Source organism: Psychrobacter immobilis, from assembly GCF_904846235.1.
GTDB classification, from domain to species: Bacteria; Pseudomonadota; Gammaproteobacteria; order Pseudomonadales; family Moraxellaceae; genus Psychrobacter; species Psychrobacter immobilis_C.
Genome location: NZ_CAJGZN010000003.1, coordinates 1 through 16129, shown reverse-complemented (window position 1 = coordinate 16129; position 16129 = coordinate 1). Strand labels below are relative to the sequence as shown.

Genomic DNA, 16129 nt, shown 5'->3' with positions numbered 1-16129 from the left:
ATGAATTAAATAAGTCAAATAGCTAATGAAAGCTTTGAGCTTAGCGGTTTAGATGGACATACCACCGAACGACATAAAGCCGAGCGACATAAGACCAACCGTGATAAAAGTAATACCAAGACCACGCAGCGGTGCTGGAATATCTGAGTATTTTAGCTTTTCACGGATACCCGCCAATGCTGTAATAGCAAGTGCCCAACCGAAGCCTGCACCCACACCATAGACAACAGATTCACCAAAGTTATAGTCACGCTCAACCATAAATAGTACACCACCTAAGATGGCACAGTTTACGGTGATTAGTGGTAAGAATACCCCAAGCGCGTTATATAGACTCGGTACAAACTTGTCCAAAAACATCTCTAGGATCTGTACGGTGGCTGCAATCAAACCGATATAACTTAGCAATCCTAAGAAGCTCAAGTCGATATCAGGGAACCCTGCCCATGCCAGCGCACCATCTTTTAGGATGAACTGGAATAGTAAATTGTTTAGTGGAACGGTAATTGCCATCACGACAACAACCGCAACACCTAGACCAATCGCTGTAGAGACTTTTTTGGATACGGCCAAAAAAGTACACATGCCTAAGAAGTAGGCAAGCGCCATGTTCTCAATAAAGACTGAGGTTATAAATAAACTAACATAATGTCCCATTAGTGACCGCCTCCATGTGCCATGCCTTTAGACTGCGGCTTCATTACAAACTCAGCTTCTTCAACTTGTTCTGGTTTCCAGATACGGACAACAGCGATGAACAAACCAATGATAAAGAACGCTGATGGTGGTAACAGTAATAGACCGTTTGGTATGTACCAACCGCCATCAGTGACTGGCTGTAGAATCGTAATACCGAACCAAGTACCAGCACCCAATAGCTCACGGATAGTTGCAACGAATAGTAGTACTGCTGAGTAACCAAGACCGTTACCAATACCATCTAAAAAGCTTGGGATTGGTGGGTTGCTCATAGCAAATGCTTCAGCACGGCCCATAACGATACAGTTAGTGATAATCAAACCAACAAAGACAGATAGACCTTTACTGACGTCATAAGCAACCGCTTTTAGTACCTGATCAACCAAGATAACCAACGAAGCAATAATCGTCATCTGTACGATGATACGAATACTGGATGGAATCTGCTTACGGATAATCGAGATAAAGAAGCTTGAAAATGCCGTGACCAAAGTCAAAGCCACACACATGACCATAGCGTTAGCCATGCTGGTGGTGACAGCCAATGCCGAACAGATACCAAGGATCTGTAGGGCAATAGGGTTATTGTCAAAGATAGGCGTGGTTAAAATGCTTTTAGTGTCAGCCATGTTATGCCTCCTTGCCGTTTGCTACTGGTAGCTTGGCTGCCAATTCGGTTTTAGGTTGAGCTGCCGGCTTTGATTGATTTGCTTGCGTGTCTGCACCTTCAACCGTTTGGCCGCTCTTTTCGCGTAGCGTATCTAGATAAGGCTTATAACCTTGCTCGCCCAACCAAAACTGAATCATGTTGCTGACGCCGCGGCTAGTCAATGTCGCACCGCTGATGCCATCAACCCAGTTTTCTTTTGGGTTACCAGCTTTGGTTACACCAGTGGCAACGTTACCATTCTCGTCATAAGACTCGATACCGCTCCACTTTGCACGCCATTCTGGCTCTTCGATACGAGCGCCTAGACCTGGGGTTTCTTTATGCTCATAGAAACTGATACCTTTGATGGTATTCATGTCACTTTCGAGCGTTAAGAAACCATAGATAGTGCCCCATAGACCGTAGCCCTGAATTGGCAATACAACCGTTTCTGGCTGACCTGCGTCATCATTTTTGACATAGACTTTAGCGTATTTTGGCTTACGACCAATACCAGCAGGATCGTTGTCACCCAAGTCTTCACTTAGAGCTTGGTTTTTTGTCGCTTGACTGGCGTCATAAGCATTACGATCAGGAATGCCAGCAGTTTTTAGCGCATCGTCATCGAGATAAGTACCTTCGTTTAGATCAATGATTTTGACTTCAAAGTCTTTAAAACGTTCGGCGACATCATCTGCTGTATCAGACTCAGCGTCATACATGTCAGCCGCGACTAAGATGTTTTTGTTGCGGTCTAAACGTGCGTTTTCGACTTGCGCAGGCTTTAGACCAACAGCCACTGCTGAGACCAACACTGAACACACCAAGCATAGCGTCAAAGCCACACTGATGGTTTTCGCGTTATTACTTTTGGGCTTGGACATAGCGAACCCTCCGAGCGGTTTGGCGTTTGATATTTGCTTGAGTCACAAAGTAATCAAACAATGGAGCAAATAAGTTGGCGAATAGAATGGCCAACATGATGCCTTCTGGGAAAGCAGGGTTGATGACGCGAATCAATACGGTCATAAAACCAATCAAGATACCGTAAGCCCAGCGGCCTTTGTTTGTATGCGCAGCTGATACTGGATCGGTTGCCATAAATACAGCACCGAAAGCAAAGCCACCGATAACTAAGTGCCAGTAGAACGGCAGGCTCATCATCATGTTGTCTTCAGAGCCAATCATGTTGAATACAAGAGACGTCGCAATCAGACCGACCACACAACCTGCCATAATGCGCCAAGAAGCGATACGCGTCCATAGCAACACTGCAGCGCCCATTAGGATAGCTAGCGTCGATACTTCACCGATACTACCTTGCATATTACCTAAGAATGCATCACTCCACGTGATGGCATTACCATAGACGTCGACGAAGTCCTGAGGAACCACACCAAGGGCTGCAAGGCCAAGAGGCGTCGCACCTGAGAAACCATCCACTGCCGTCCATACTGAGTCACCAGACATATAGGCTGGATAAGCAAAGTATAAGAATGCACGACCCGATAGGGCAGGGTTAAGGAAGTTTTTACCAGTACCACCGAACACTTCTTTTGCGACAACCACACCGAAGATAATACCTAGGGCAACTTGCCATAAAGGAATATCAGGTGGTAGGCATAATGCAAATAGAACTGAGGTTACAAAGAAACCTTCGTTAACTTCGTGTCCACGGACGACAGCAAAGATAATCTCACAGAGAATACCTACCGCAAACGTCACGATATAAATAGGCAAAAACTGCATCGCACCATAGACGAAGCTTGCCCAGATACTGTCTGGGTTATAGCCTGCCATACTAGTGATTACAGTACGCCAGCCTTCAGGCTGCAAGCCAAGCTGAGCGATAGCGGTCAGTGCTTGATGACCAATGTTGTACATACCCCAAAACATCGCTGGGAAGGTACATAGCCATACGGTAATCATAATACGCTTTAGGTCAATCCCGTCACGTACATGTGATGATGCATAAGTGGTTGAGCTTGGTTGACGTAAGAACGTATCAAACATCTCAAAAATAGCGTAGTACTTTTCGTGTTTGCCGCCTTTGGTGAAAGATGGCTCCATACGATCGAACATATTGTGTAAAAATTTCATCGTGGTTAGCCCTCCAGCTCAATGCGCGTTAAGTTATCACGCAAAATATCACCGAATTCATATTTGCCAGGAGATACAAAGGTGCATAGTGCCAAATCTTCTTCGTCCAGTTCAAGCACACCCAAATCTACGGCGCTAATGATGTCTTCGACGATCAATGCACGTAGTAATTGAGTTGGTAGGTAATCTTGTGGCATGACTTCTTCATAGACACCGATTGGTACCATCGCTCGTGGTGAGCCGTTACTTGTCGTAGTAAAGTTGTACTTTTTGCCACCAAAGAACTGCGAAATATAGATAGGCAGTTTTGAGAAGCGGTTTTTACCTGGAGTAAAGAAATGGAACGCAGGACGCTCACGGCCTTCAGTCAATACGCTGATCTGATTGTGAAAACGACCCAGATAGGCAATGTTTTCAAACACTTTGCGACCAGACAATACTGAACCTGAAATGATACGGTTCTCGCCAGCAGCCAGCTTACCTTTGGTCAATGCAGTGATATCAGCACCACGTTCAGTCATAACCAAATGCGGGTTAGTGACAGCAGGTCCTGCCAAGCTCACCATGCGGCGCGTATATAGACGACCTGTCGTAAACAATTTACCGATGGCAATCACGTCTTGATAACCAATCGTCCATACGGTCACACCGCGGCTGATAGGATGCAAAAAGTGAATGTGCGTACCAGCAAGACCAGCTGGATGCTTACCAGCAAAACCATGATACTCAGTGACGTTATTCGCTGCAGTTTTTGCAACTGGCGTCAGTTGGGTATCGCCATGATGGCAGACAAAGGTCTTTGGACTAAGCGTAGATAATACAGCAAGTCCATCATTGAACGCTTGTAGCTGCTCATTGATCACAAGCATCGGGTCAAAGGCAAGTGGATTGGTATCCATTGCTGTGACAAAGATAGCATGTGGACGAGTGCCGATTTCGGGTGCGCGGCTATAAGGACGCGTACGGAACGCCGTCCATTCGCCAGAGGCAATCAGTTGGGTTTCAACGACTTCAGAGTCTAGGTCAGCAAGCTGCTGTGAGTCATAGCGCTCAAAGTCTACTTCTTCACCATTTGGGTCGACCGCAATCACAAGACTCTCAAACACTCGACGTTCGCCACGTTTAACAGCGACGACCTTACCGGCAGCAGGAGCAGTGTAGATCACGCCAACACGTTTTTTGTCTTCATAAACGGGCTGACCTTTGGCTACAATGTCACCTTCTTTGACATTCATAGTGGGCTTCATACCCACATAATCATAGCCAACAAGTGCTACATGTGTCGGTTGGTGCTCAGATATCTCGCGGGAGGGTTCACCAGTGATGGGCAAATCCAAACCTTTTTTGATGGTAATCATAAGCGAAAACTTAGTCCATAGTCTAAAACGATACCAGACGTCCTGTTTGGTATATCGGTAGCATGAACGTTTGTATCACTCAACAAAGCCTTCAATCGTCTATTTCCTTTATAGTGAAATAGGGATGAAAGCTCTGTGAAGACAATACATGATCATAACTACTAGTAAGAGTATTAACGCTGACCTTAGACTCCTTAACAACACGTTAATGTCTTATTCGAATTACCAAAGTGGCGACTGGCTACCAAGGTGTATGCTAAAACCGTTTCATCGAAATCAATCGCTACAGCGCATGGCTAAAAGAGACTGGTTTAAATACAAATGGCTTTATCACACGTTTCATTGAAATTTAAAACTTGTAACACCAGTATGTTTGACCCTCTCTCGTTTACTAATATCGTCTAAAGATATTCGATAGAATAAGAGTGTGGCCAAATAACGATCTATTAAGGTAGATGATATACTGGTTAAAAGACAAACTAGCTAAGCAACTGATAAGCAAACTTCACTTATTATAAGCTGCTATAGTTTTAATCGTAACGGTTTTAATATAGTTAGCTAGTGATAGGGACTTGCAAGACATCCAATTAAGGTTAAATACCGCAGAATCGATAGTTTAGAGACTATTGGTTGAGATTTTTTCAGATAGTCCTTTTTAGCAATTTCTTGGCCAATATTTTATTGGCGTATTGAAGGATTGCTCGATCCATCCTGATCACCATGCTGTATTAGTGAGTTGTAACAACTCAACAAAAAGCGTAACACATGGTTACTATCACATAGAAACAAATAAAAATTTACCTAGGATTATACGCTAAATTGACCTAAAATTGCCAGTCAGTAATAGAATTTAACGATTGTTGGTAGTGATTCTACGTACTAAAACTTATGGTTATGATTGTCTAGTTTCTGTCTTTCTTATTTGTATTCAAACAGATTGCTAACTTAGCGATGTCTTGGTTTTCGATCTGTCCATAATTTATGCTACTTTTAAGCAGCGTTTTCTCTCGTTATTTGATGCTTCAATAACGTTTCATTCTCAAAATTTTAATTTACTAAATTTATTGCCAATCTTGTGCTTTATAAGGAATGCTATATGTGTGCTGTGCCTGTCATTATCCCGGCTATTGATTTAAAAGATGGTAAGTGTGTACGTTTAAAACAAGGCCGTATGGAAGATGATACGGTGTTCTCTGATGACCCAGTTGCTATGGCAGCACGTTGGGTAGATGAAGGCGCTCGTCGCTTGCATTTGGTTGATTTGAATGGTGCTTTTGATGGCGTGCCAGTACATAGACAAGTGGTCAATGATATCACCAAAGCCTATCCGAACCTGCCTATTCAATTGGGTGGTGGTGTACGCAACATGAACACTATCGAGCAGTATATTACCGCAGGTTTGACGTATATCATCATCGGTACAAAAGCTGTTGAAGATCCTGATTTTGTTGCAGAGGCTTGTCGCGAATTTGCAGGGCACATCATCGTCGGTATCGATGCCAAAGACGGTATGGTAGCCACTCATGGCTGGGCAAACGTGACAGACACCAAGGCGACCGAGCTTGCTAAGCGCTTTGCAGACGTCGGTGTGTCATCAATCGTTTATACTGACATCGCCCGCGATGGCATGATGCAAGGCGTCAACGTTGAACAAACTGTTAATCTGGCGCGCGAAGGCGGATTACCTGTGATTGCATCAGGTGGTGTTACCGATATGAAAGATATCGAGCTGTTGAAGCCGTATGGTGATTGTATCGAAGGTATCATCACTGGTCGTGCTATCTATGAAGGCACGTTGAACTTAAGCGAAGCACAGCTTTACTTAGATAGCTAAAGACTGCCAAAATTAGTCGGCTAAAATCAGGCAGCTAATTATCAGCAATCAGCTAAGCGAGAAAGATCCGTAAAAAATAAAGGATGCTTATGGCCACTTACATTGACCGTCCAATAATACGCAGTTCTATAAAAGCGTGGGGTCAAATGGTGTTGCTACTAAGCATCTTTTTTGCGTTTTCAGCACATGCTGCCAGTGAAGAAATTTCTGGTATCTCAGCGGCATTGGGTGTAGAGGACGCAATACCTGACAGTACAGCTACAGCAGATGATGACACGTCAGAAACCAATATTTCCACACCGACTCCTGCCCCACCACCCGCAATCAATGGTGAAAGTACCAACAATGGTCAAATTAAAACCACACCCACCCTCCAAAAAGACAACGACATCCGTCAGCGAATCAATGGAATCTTTTCTGAGATAGAAGGATTACAAGCCGTCACTGTCAGTGTTACTCAAGGTGTCGTCACCTTGGCGGGAGAAACTGCCAACGAAAAAAAGGCGCAGCAAGCCATCAATTTGACCAACCGTTTGACAGACGTCGTGACGGTTGATGACAATATAAACCGCACACTAGATGTTCAAGAAAACGTCTCGACAGTTTATCAGGGCCTAAAAGCGCAATTGGAAAACCTAGTGAAGGCGCTGCCTTTATTGCTGGTTGGTATTGTCATATTTGCACTCGTGACATGGTTTGGTAGTTGGTTATCTAGACGCAAAAAAATGTGGCAGCGCCTCACGCCCAATCCTTTTGTCGCTGAGCTATTGTCGCAGACCATCAAAGTCATCTTTATTATCTTTGGTCTTATTTTAGGACTGAGCCTGATAGGTGCAGAGACTATTTTAGGTACATTGCTTGGTGGGGCAGGTGTCATTGGTATTGCGGTTGGTTTCGCAGTCAAAGACACTATCGAGAATTATATCGCTTCACTAATGCTGAGCATTCGCCAACCTTTTCGTGCCCGTGATCATATCGTGATTAATGGACAAGAGGGCATCGTGGTTCGTTTGACCTCGCGCGCGACGATACTGATGACACTGGATGGTAATCAGCTGCGCATTCCTAATGCTGAAGTCTTTAAAGGTACCATTCTAAATTACACCAAAAATCCTGAGCGCCGATTTACTTTTGAATTGGGCGTTGATGCCAATGATGATCCATTAGCAGCAATCAAAGTCGGATTGGATGCGATACATACGCTGGCGTTTGTGTTGAATGAACCAAAGGCGATTGCGGTCATTACCAATGTGGGTGATTCTAATATTGTTTTGGAATTTCAGGTTTGGGTAGATCAATCAGAGACTGACTTTGCCAAAGCACGCAGTATCGCCATTCGTGAGACCAAGCATGCACTAGAAGATAAAGGCTTTAGCTTACCTGAGCCTATCTATCGTCTGCGCTTCAACAATAAGTTAGAAAAAGCCTTTGAGCACATGCAAAGCAGTGTCAGCAATGCTAATAATATTCAATCTGATATGACGATTACGCCGACTATCCCTAAGCCTGCTGAAACAAATCAGGTCAGCGAGAGTCATACGGATGACCAAGATAAAAAACAAGCCAAGGCTCGAGCCAAAACCATTTTGCAAGGTCGCAGTGCGAATGAGGTTCTCGACGCCCGTCCTGACGATAAGCTGATGGAAAAGGTAGAGCAAGAGATTGCTCAAAGCTCAGATGAGACGGATTTATTGAATAATAATAGCCCGCAAGAATAGGTATTAGACGTTAAATAAAATTTAGGCATAAAAAGTGCAACAGAATCTATATTTGGTGGTTATTCAAATACGGGGCTTTTTATGGAAATGAAACACGTCATTATCTTTGCAGTAATTGGTATTGTGGCATTGCTTGGCTTTAACATTATCAATGGCAATAGTCGCGAACAAAATAGAGAGATCGCAGCCAGTAGCGTAGCGGCTGAACAGCCTGATTCTACAGTAGTTACCTCTGATACAGATATTATTAGCCAGCCACTTAGTCAACAGCCGAAAGCTATCGTAGATAGTGCTACTAGCAAAATTGACCAAGCACAGCAAGCCGAACAAGACCGTGTAGGGCAATTGGACAATGCGCAATAGGCACAATAAATAGCTATATCATTGATGATTGAATAGCATAAAGCATAAAAAAGGCTAACGATTACGTTAGCCTTTTTTATTGTATTACAACATCAGTATCTAAGTATCAGTCTAAGCTTAGCTTTTTTTGGCAGCGCCTCTGCGGTTGCTGCTTCTTTTCGCTGGGGTTTTCTTAGGCTGTTCTTTCTTCGGTTGACCTTTTTTGCTTTGGTTCATTGCACTAGATTGCAATTTAGCCTTCAAATCAAAATCAATCTGTAGCAGATCCATATTGACACCCGCAACCTTCACTTTAACCGAATCGCCCAGTCCAAATAGCGTGCCTTTATCCTTACCGATAAGCTGCTGTTGCTGCTCATCGTAGACAAAGAAATCATCGCCAACATTTGAGATATGAACCAAACCGTCGATATATAAGTCAGTCAATGTGACGAATAAACCAAAGCTAGTAACCGTAGTCACAACGCCTTCGAACTCTTCACCGACATGATTAGTCATATAGTGACACTTGAGCCAAGACTCTACATAACGTGATGCTTTTTCTGCACGGCGTTCTGTATCTGACGTTTGTGTACCAGCACCTTCAAGAGAAAAGTCCATAACAGGCTGTTGGCTGTTGGTGACTTTTGCTTTAATTGCGCGATGCAGCATTAAATCTGGATAACGGCGAATCGGCGAGGTAAAGTGGCTATATTCGTCATATGCTAAGCCAAAGTGACCAATATTGTCAGGTGCATAGTTTGCTTGCATCATTGAACGCAGCAGCATGCTATGAATACTGATAGCATCTGGTCTATCTTTAGTCGCTTCAATTATGCGCTGGTAATCCGCTTGAGTTGGATTCTCTTCCGGGAATGGTAAGCCAAAGTTTTTTGCATATTCATGAATACGCATCGACTTTTCATTATCAGGCTTATCATGGTTACGATATAAAACTGGTAACTCATGCTTAAGCGCGAAGTTTGCAGCACAAGTATTGGCAAGCAGCATACATTCTTCGATTAGCTTCTGAGAGTCGCCACGAGTGCGTGGCAAAATCGCTTCGATTCCGCCTTTCTCGTTAAACTTGATATACGTTTCAACTGTTTCGAACTCCATTGCATGACGTTCTTCACGCTTTTTAAGCAGTAGCTCATACAACTGATGTAACGTATCAACAGACTTTTTAACGTCTTTATTACCTGTCAGTGATTTAGGTAATCTCTTATCATTCGGATTCACAAGATAATCATTTACTTGATTATAGGTGAGACGTGCTTGTGAGTGCATCACTGACGGATAGAACTCATATCCAGTCACTTTACCGGCGCGCGATATCTTGATATCAGCAACCATACATAAGCGATCTAGATTAGGGTTCAATGAGCATAGACCGTTAGATAACACTTCAGGCAGCATCGGAATCACGCGATGCGGGAAGTATACTGAAGTACCACGCTCATAGGCATCTTGGTCAAGTGGTGAATTCGGTGTCACATAATAGCTGACATCCGCAATCGCAACCACGACCCGGTAATTACCACCAGAACGCTTTTCAGCAAATACAGCATCATCAAAGTCACGAGCATCTTCGCCATCGATAGTGACAAGCGGTAGATGACGTATATCTGTACGGCCTTTTATGTCTTTTTCCGTTGGCTCTTGATAGTCATCGGCTTGCTTAAGCGCAGCTTCACTAAAATCTGATGGAATATCATAGTTGAGCAGGGTAGTCTCAATAATCAATTCACGATCATTGTCATCAGACAGCACTTCAGTGATTTTGCCAGTGGCAAATTCATGCTGGTTTGGCCAGTCAATGATATCGACTTTAACAGGAGCGCCTTGCTTAATATTTAGCGCCTGAACATTGTCATCAGTAACCGTAATCGGTTGATGATTATTTGGGCTACCAAGCTCAACACAATAGCCGTCTTCATCACGAGCAAGTGTACCGATAAAGTTGTTTTGACGACGTTCGACAACATCAACGATACGCCCTTCGGTACGCCCACGATTGTCTGTCGAAGTGCCGACGGCTGCTACCGTGTCGCCATTGAATACCCAGCGCATTTGTTTTTCATGTAAAAACAAATCTGGCATATCACTTAGCACCACAAATCCAAAACCTTTTGGATGTGCAGACACTGTACCTGAGACGATATCTTGCTTGGTTACCGTACGATAGCGATAAGGACGACCATCACGATTCACTTGGCCGTCACGCGCCATTGCTTTTAGGCGATTGCCCAAAGCATCAAACTGATCAGGGTCATCAATGTTAAAGGCTTTTGCCAATTGTTGATGCGTGACTTCCCCATGCTCATTAATCGTGCTGAGTATCAGCTCACGACTAGGAATCGGGTTGTCATATTTTTTTGCCTCACTTGAGGCGTTTGGATCATTCCAACTCATAAATTACCGTATCTATTTTTAAAATTATTAATAGTGGCTATCTTAACACGAACGACGTTGCAATATCTTGCGTCAATTGTCTTATGTGTATTCGGTAGCAGGAAGCGGTCAGTTTTCTGGCGACCGCTATAGGGATAAATCAAATATCAATATCGACATTGCTTGATTGGTTAGTGATTTTTTTACTATCTAACTCTTTTGAGACTTCTAACACCGTAGTCTGATTTGATTTATCTAAGTATTTTTGTGCTTTATCTACTTCAGTGGTCAGTGTATTGACCGTTTGCTTCATATTCTCTAGCGCTTCAATTTTATAATTGCTAATCATATCCATAGTGTCATAGACATTATTGAAGGCATTTTGCAGTTTATCAAGCTCAATGCTACTGCTAGTCGCCTGCTCATGAATCTCACCTGACTGACGCTTGAGCATCGCTGAAGTTGATTCAATCAAACTACTGGTGGTTTTATTCAATGCAGTGATTTGATCTAATACCAATTTTTGATTGGTCATTGCTTGGGCGACGACAACAGCCGTGCGTAATGCAGACACGGTAGTTGTGGTTGCACGATCGACACCTTTAATCAGCTCTAAGTTATTACGGCGAATAGTATCAAGCGCCAAGTAACCTTGTACATTCACGGCTAACTGAGTTAAAAAGTCAGTGTTTTTTTGACGGACATAAAACAACATCTCTTCTTTAATAATGCGCGCTTTTTCTGGATCTGTTGCTTCTATCGCATAAACTTTTTGTTCTAGCTGTTCATCAATCTTTTTGCCAACATAGACATACTGGCGAATAGACTGCATCAGCTCCCACATATTGACTTTTTCTTGCTCAATCATCGCATTGTCTTTGAGCAATTCATCTTTACCATTATAGAGACTGGTAACGACCGCATTGATATGTGATTGTGCTGATTCATATTGGCGGAAATAATCTTGTACTTTGTTGCCGAATGGAATGAGACCGAACAGCTTGCGTGAGCTGGTCAGCTCTTTTTTGCTCGGATCCAAATCTTCAACAATCCCGCGTAGTTCCGTCAATGATTTGGCAATAGGAGAGTTGTCGAATAAACTGTCATTGAGACTTTTTGCGGGCAAATCTAACATTCGATTAGATACTTGTGCAGATTCACGAATCTCTTTGGTACCTAGATTATGAATAGACTGCACATTCTGTCGAAACTCATCGCTATGCACAGAGTTGGTCAGCACATGATCAACAAAAGCATCAACCTTGGCATCGAGCTCAGGAATTTGGCTTTCATCCAATTTGACCATCTGATCTGCTTCACTTTTCTGTATTTCTTTGACAGGTTCAGGTGCTGTTAGAGAAATACTGGGAGTTGTAGCGTTTTCTGGTGGTGTCAATTCTTGCATGAAATATCCTCTGATATCGGAGAAGGGAAGTGTTTTTTGTCAACGACTCTGACAGTCGTGGTATACATTGTTTTTATTTATACACTTAGCTTTTATATACTTATAAGTTATCTGTAGCTCATACTAATTTTTATCAAATGATCACTAATTACTGCTAAATACTGAATAGTAAATATAACTAGATCTTTAGATTACCGTGTAATCATAAAGTTGAGAAGATGGATTTTGTAAAATAGCGTCAGTCAATGATGCTAGGCTATTTATGTTCAATATAGCTATTTTCATTACAGCAGTTTTTGAGTCCAAATAATAAAAAACCATCAATATCCCGCAGCATATTGATGGTTAGAGTTATAAATAGCTATATAGACTAACAGCCACCACTCAAAGCAATCCAATAAACAGATTACTTTTTCTTAGTGGGTCCAAGCAGCATACCCATCTGACGACCTTCCATCTTAGGGTACTGTTCGACGTTTGAGATATCAGCAGTATCTTCAATGATACGATCAAGTTGTTTGCGACCGATATCTTGGTGCGCCATTTCACGTCCGCGGAAACGGATGCTAATTTTAACTTTATCTTGATCTTCCAAGAAGCTCACGATTTTTCTCAGTTTAACCTGATAATCGGCTTCTTCGGTACTAGGACGTAGCTTCATCTCTTTAAGCTGAGTCTGCTTTTGGTTTTTCTTAGCTTCTTTAGCCTTTTGCTTTTGATCATAGAGGAAATGCTTATAATCCATGATCTTACATACTGGCGGCTTAGCTTCAGGAACTAATTCAACCAAATCTAGATTTTCATCACGTGCCGCTTTCATCGCGGTTGCGATATCAACCACGCCCATTTGCTCGCCATCTTCTTTAACGAGACGGACTTCTTTGACATTGATATCTTCGTTGATGTTCAAACGGTTGGACTGTTTAATAGGTATTACTCCTCATCTGTTTTTGGGGTCTGTCGGCCTTTTTTACTGACAGCGGTCTGTACTAATGTAATAAATTCAGAAACACTCATCACGCCAAGGTTCTCACCTTCGCGAGTTCGGACGTTGACACTGCCCGATTCGACTTCTTTATCCCCTAATACTAGCATATAGGGAATACGTTCTAATGTTTTCTCTCGTATCTTAAATCCAATCTTTTCGTTACGCAAGTCGCTAATAGCGCGCAAACCTGCATTTTTGAGCTCGCTAACCACGTTTTCACATGCATCAGCTTGCTTATCGGTGATATTCATGACCACAACTTGCTGCGGTGCTAGCCATACTGGCATCCAACCAGCATAGTTTTCGATCAAAATACCGATGAAACGCTCAAACGAACCTAAGATTGCACGGTGCAACATAATAGGTACTTCACGATCATTTTGCTCATTGACGAACTCAGCATCTAGTCGTTCTGGCATGTTTGGATCAACCTGAATGGTGCCGCACTGCCAAATACGACCTAAGGAATCCTTTAGACTGAACTCAATCTTTGGACCATAGAATGCACCTTCGCCAGGTAGGTAATCCCAGTCTAGCCCTGAACTATCAAGCGCATCTGCTAACGCTTTTTCTGCAAAATCCCAAGACTCATCACTACCAACGCGTTTTTCAGGGCGAGTAGAGAGCTTCATAATAATATTGTCGAAGCCAAAATCTTCATAGACAGCAAGAGTCAGCTTAATAAAGTCAGCAACTTCTTGTTGAATCTGTGCCTGCGTACAGAAGATATGCGCATCATCCTGAGTAAAACCACGTACGCGCATCAAGCCATGCAATGAACCTGATGGCTCGTTACGATGACAAGAACCAAACTCAGCCATACGCAGTGGCAAGTCACGGTAAGACTTTAGACCTTGATTAAACACTTGCACATGACAAGGGCAGTTCATTGGTTTTACCGCATAATCACGGTTTTCACTAGAAGTCGTGAACATATTGGTTGCATAGTTGCCCCAATGTCCTGAGCGCTCCCACAAACTGCGATCAACGATTTGAGGTGTTTTAATCTCCTCGTAGCCATTATCGTATTGTACTTTGCGCATATATTGCTCAAGTACTTGATAAATCGTCCAACCGTTCGCATGCCAGAACACCATACCTGGTGCTTGCTCTTGCATATGAAATAGGTTTAACGCTTTACCAATTTTACGATGGTCACGTTTTTCTGCTTCTTCAATACGCTGGATATAAGCTTTTAACTGTTTCTTATCAGCCCACGCAGTACCATAGATACGTTGTAACTGCTCGTTTTTTGCGTCGCCGCGCCAGTAAGCACCCGACATCTTGGTCAGTTTAAATACTTTCAAAAAGCGCGTGTTTGGCACATGCGGGCCACGGCACATATCGACGTATTCTTGATGATGATACAGGCCAAAGGCTTCTTCACCTGGCATATCATTAATAAGTTTTAGCTTATAGTCTTCATTACGTGATTCAAATATCTCAATCGCTTCGGCACGTGGCGTCATTTTTTTAATAACGTCATAATCTTGCTTGATCAGCTCCATCATGCGTTTTTCAATCGCTTCCATATGCTCAGGCGTAAATGGCGTTTCACTAAAGATATCATAATAAAAACCATCATCAATAACAGGACCAATGACCATCTTCACATCAGGATATAACTGTTTAACAGCATGACCTAACAGGTGGGCGCATGAGTGACGGATAATGTCGACACCATCGTCGTCTTTTGGCGTTACGATTTCAACATTGGCATCAGCGACGATAGGATCATGTGCATCTACTAGATGACCATTTACACGTCCAGCAACCGTCGCTTTAGCGAGTCCTGTCCCAATACTTTGCGCCACTTCCATGACTGTTGTATGACCTTCAAAGTCTTTTACACTACCATCGGGTAAAGTAATCGCTACCATAATCTATTCGCCTATTATTGGGTCCGTTGGCAGTGATGATTGCAACCATCAATCATATAACCGTGAGACCACATCAATTATATCTAATCATCGTGATATGTTGTGAAAGGGACGCATTACCTAGAGTCTTACTATGACTATATATGCTAGAACTGATATAAGGCTTAAGGCCAGTTAATCAATAGCATTGCAGCAAAATGCATTTCGCTATAGAAGTAATATAACAGCCAACATATATAAGTAATGCAGCAAAATACCTATTATAGCAAAAACCGTCTCTCAACACTAGATATCAAGGGATTAAGCCATAACTGATATAAGAGCCATATCTTATGATAAAGGTAGTATCAGATACTGCACTATATAGGACAGTATATTAAAAGAATCATATAACCCCGAATAACTTAGCTTCTATATAGTGCTAATTATATGAATATCAACATTGAGAAATACGAGAGACAATTTACTTAGAAGGGACATGCAAGAAGATCAGGATGAATAAGTCCAGTTATGAGGAACAAATAAGCTTATCTTCATTAAAAATTGATGGGCTAAATAATATTGCATACTAGGGCGTGTTGAACATTGGCGACAAATTAATGGCAAAAAAAATAGCGAACGGTTAATCTTTAAGCTCTCACACAAAAAAGATATCGTTCGCTATGCCTCGCACCATGCTCAAAGATGAACACTGGACAAGACTAAGACCCATATTACTAGAACTTAATATCTATGACAAAGGAAATCTTAGACAAACGGTTG

At 42.6% G+C, this 16129-nt stretch carries 12 protein-coding genes and 1 pseudogene; 4 read left to right on the top strand and 9 right to left on the bottom strand.

The window, feature by feature from the left end:
• Positions 1-48: 48 nt before the first annotated feature.
• From nqrE to JMX07_RS02520, 5 genes are read right to left on the bottom strand one after another with little or no spacing between them, the layout of a single operon-like run.
• Complete coding sequence (nqrE, locus tag JMX07_RS02540; RefSeq protein ID WP_011281361.1) at positions 49-657, bottom strand: NADH:ubiquinone reductase (Na(+)-transporting) subunit E; 609 nt, start codon at positions 655-657, stop codon at positions 49-51.
• Positions 657-1328: an NADH:ubiquinone reductase (Na(+)-transporting) subunit D gene (locus JMX07_RS02535; RefSeq protein WP_057762168.1), complete on the bottom strand. Its 672-nt coding sequence runs from the start codon at positions 1326-1328 to the stop codon at positions 657-659. Before JMX07_RS02535 ends, nqrE begins: the two co-directional genes overlap by 1 nt.
• A gap of 1 nt (position 1329) precedes the next feature.
• Entirely contained in the window at positions 1330-2232 is a 903-nt protein-coding gene (locus JMX07_RS02530; protein WP_057762167.1) for a Na(+)-translocating NADH-quinone reductase subunit C, read from the bottom strand.
• A complete protein-coding gene (locus JMX07_RS02525) occupies positions 2213-3448 on the bottom strand; it encodes an NADH:ubiquinone reductase (Na(+)-transporting) subunit B (protein ID WP_057762164.1) in 1236 nt (411 codons plus the stop codon). Before JMX07_RS02525 ends, JMX07_RS02530 begins: the two co-directional genes overlap by 20 nt.
• A gap of 5 nt (positions 3449-3453) precedes the next feature.
• Complete coding sequence (locus JMX07_RS02520; protein ID WP_201606148.1) at positions 3454-4806, bottom strand: Na(+)-translocating NADH-quinone reductase subunit A; 1353 nt, start codon at positions 4804-4806, stop codon at positions 3454-3456.
• 1096 nt (positions 4807-5902) lie between these two features.
• Here JMX07_RS02520 and hisA point away from each other — a divergent pair.
• The 3 genes from hisA to JMX07_RS02505 all read left to right on the top strand — a co-directional run bounded on the left by hisA (position 5903) and on the right by JMX07_RS02505 (position 8721).
• On the top strand, positions 5903-6640 hold the full coding sequence (gene hisA / locus JMX07_RS02515) for a 1-(5-phosphoribosyl)-5-[(5-phosphoribosylamino)methylideneamino]imidazole-4-carboxamide isomerase (protein ID WP_102091064.1): 738 nt from the start codon (positions 5903-5905) through the stop codon (positions 6638-6640).
• A gap of 89 nt (positions 6641-6729) precedes the next feature.
• Positions 6730-8358, top strand: coding sequence for a mechanosensitive ion channel domain-containing protein (locus JMX07_RS02510; protein WP_201606146.1), 1629 nt, complete (start codon positions 6730-6732; stop codon positions 8356-8358).
• Between the two features lie 81 nt (positions 8359-8439).
• The gene (locus tag JMX07_RS02505; protein ID WP_101204723.1) at positions 8440-8721 is read left to right on the top strand and encodes a hypothetical protein; all 282 of its coding nucleotides are present in this window, start codon (positions 8440-8442) and stop codon (positions 8719-8721) included.
• 117 nt (positions 8722-8838) lie between these two features.
• Here JMX07_RS02505 and rnr read toward each other — a convergent pair whose 3' ends face one another.
• The 4 genes from rnr to thrS all read right to left on the bottom strand — a co-directional run bounded on the left by rnr (position 8839) and on the right by thrS (position 15367).
• On the bottom strand, positions 8839-11115 hold the full coding sequence (gene rnr / locus JMX07_RS02500) for a ribonuclease R (RefSeq protein WP_134292656.1): 2277 nt from the start codon (positions 11113-11115) through the stop codon (positions 8839-8841).
• Between the two features lie 139 nt (positions 11116-11254).
• Positions 11255-12499 (bottom strand): toxic anion resistance protein, encoded by a 1245-nt coding sequence (locus JMX07_RS02495; RefSeq protein WP_057762157.1) that lies wholly within the window; start codon positions 12497-12499, stop codon positions 11255-11257.
• A gap of 406 nt (positions 12500-12905) precedes the next feature.
• Positions 12906-13409, bottom strand: coding sequence for a translation initiation factor IF-3 (infC, locus tag JMX07_RS02490; protein ID WP_057762155.1), 504 nt, complete (start codon positions 13407-13409; stop codon positions 12906-12908).
• A 23-nt stretch (positions 13410-13432) separates the two neighbouring features.
• On the bottom strand, positions 13433-15367 hold the full coding sequence (gene thrS, locus JMX07_RS02485; RefSeq protein WP_102091060.1) for a threonine--tRNA ligase: 1935 nt from the start codon (positions 15365-15367) through the stop codon (positions 13433-13435).
• A gap of 662 nt (positions 15368-16029) precedes the next feature.
• Here thrS and JMX07_RS02480 point away from each other — a divergent pair.
• A pseudogene (locus JMX07_RS02480) lies at positions 16030-16129 on the top strand (IS5/IS1182 family transposase); the annotation flags it as partial.

Excerpts from the sequence above, each read along its gene's own strand:
- hisA (WP_102091064.1), top strand. The coding sequence starts at position 5,903 with ATGTGTGCTGTGCCTGTCATTATCCCGGCTATTGATTTAAAAGATGGT.
- thrS (WP_102091060.1), bottom strand. The coding sequence starts at position 15,367 with ATGGTAGCGATTACTTTACCCGATGGTAGTGTAAAAGACTTTGAAGGT.
- JMX07_RS02535 (WP_057762168.1), bottom strand. The coding sequence starts at position 1,328 with ATGGCTGACACTAAAAGCATTTTAACCACGCCTATCTTTGACAATAAC.
- JMX07_RS02520 (WP_201606148.1), bottom strand. The coding sequence starts at position 4,806 with ATGATTACCATCAAAAAAGGTTTGGATTTGCCCATCACTGGTGAACCC.
- JMX07_RS02530 (WP_057762167.1), bottom strand. The coding sequence starts at position 2,232 with ATGTCCAAGCCCAAAAGTAATAACGCGAAAACCATCAGTGTGGCTTTG.
- JMX07_RS02525 (WP_057762164.1), bottom strand. The coding sequence starts at position 3,448 with ATGAAATTTTTACACAATATGTTCGATCGTATGGAGCCATCTTTCACC.
- JMX07_RS02505 (WP_101204723.1), top strand. The coding sequence starts at position 8,440 with ATGGAAATGAAACACGTCATTATCTTTGCAGTAATTGGTATTGTGGCA.
- nqrE (WP_011281361.1), bottom strand. The coding sequence starts at position 657 with ATGGGACATTATGTTAGTTTATTTATAACCTCAGTCTTTATTGAGAAC.
- JMX07_RS02510 (WP_201606146.1), top strand. The coding sequence starts at position 6,730 with ATGGCCACTTACATTGACCGTCCAATAATACGCAGTTCTATAAAAGCG.
- rnr (WP_134292656.1), bottom strand. The coding sequence starts at position 11,115 with ATGAGTTGGAATGATCCAAACGCCTCAAGTGAGGCAAAAAAATATGAC.
- JMX07_RS02495 (WP_057762157.1), bottom strand. The coding sequence starts at position 12,499 with ATGCAAGAATTGACACCACCAGAAAACGCTACAACTCCCAGTATTTCT.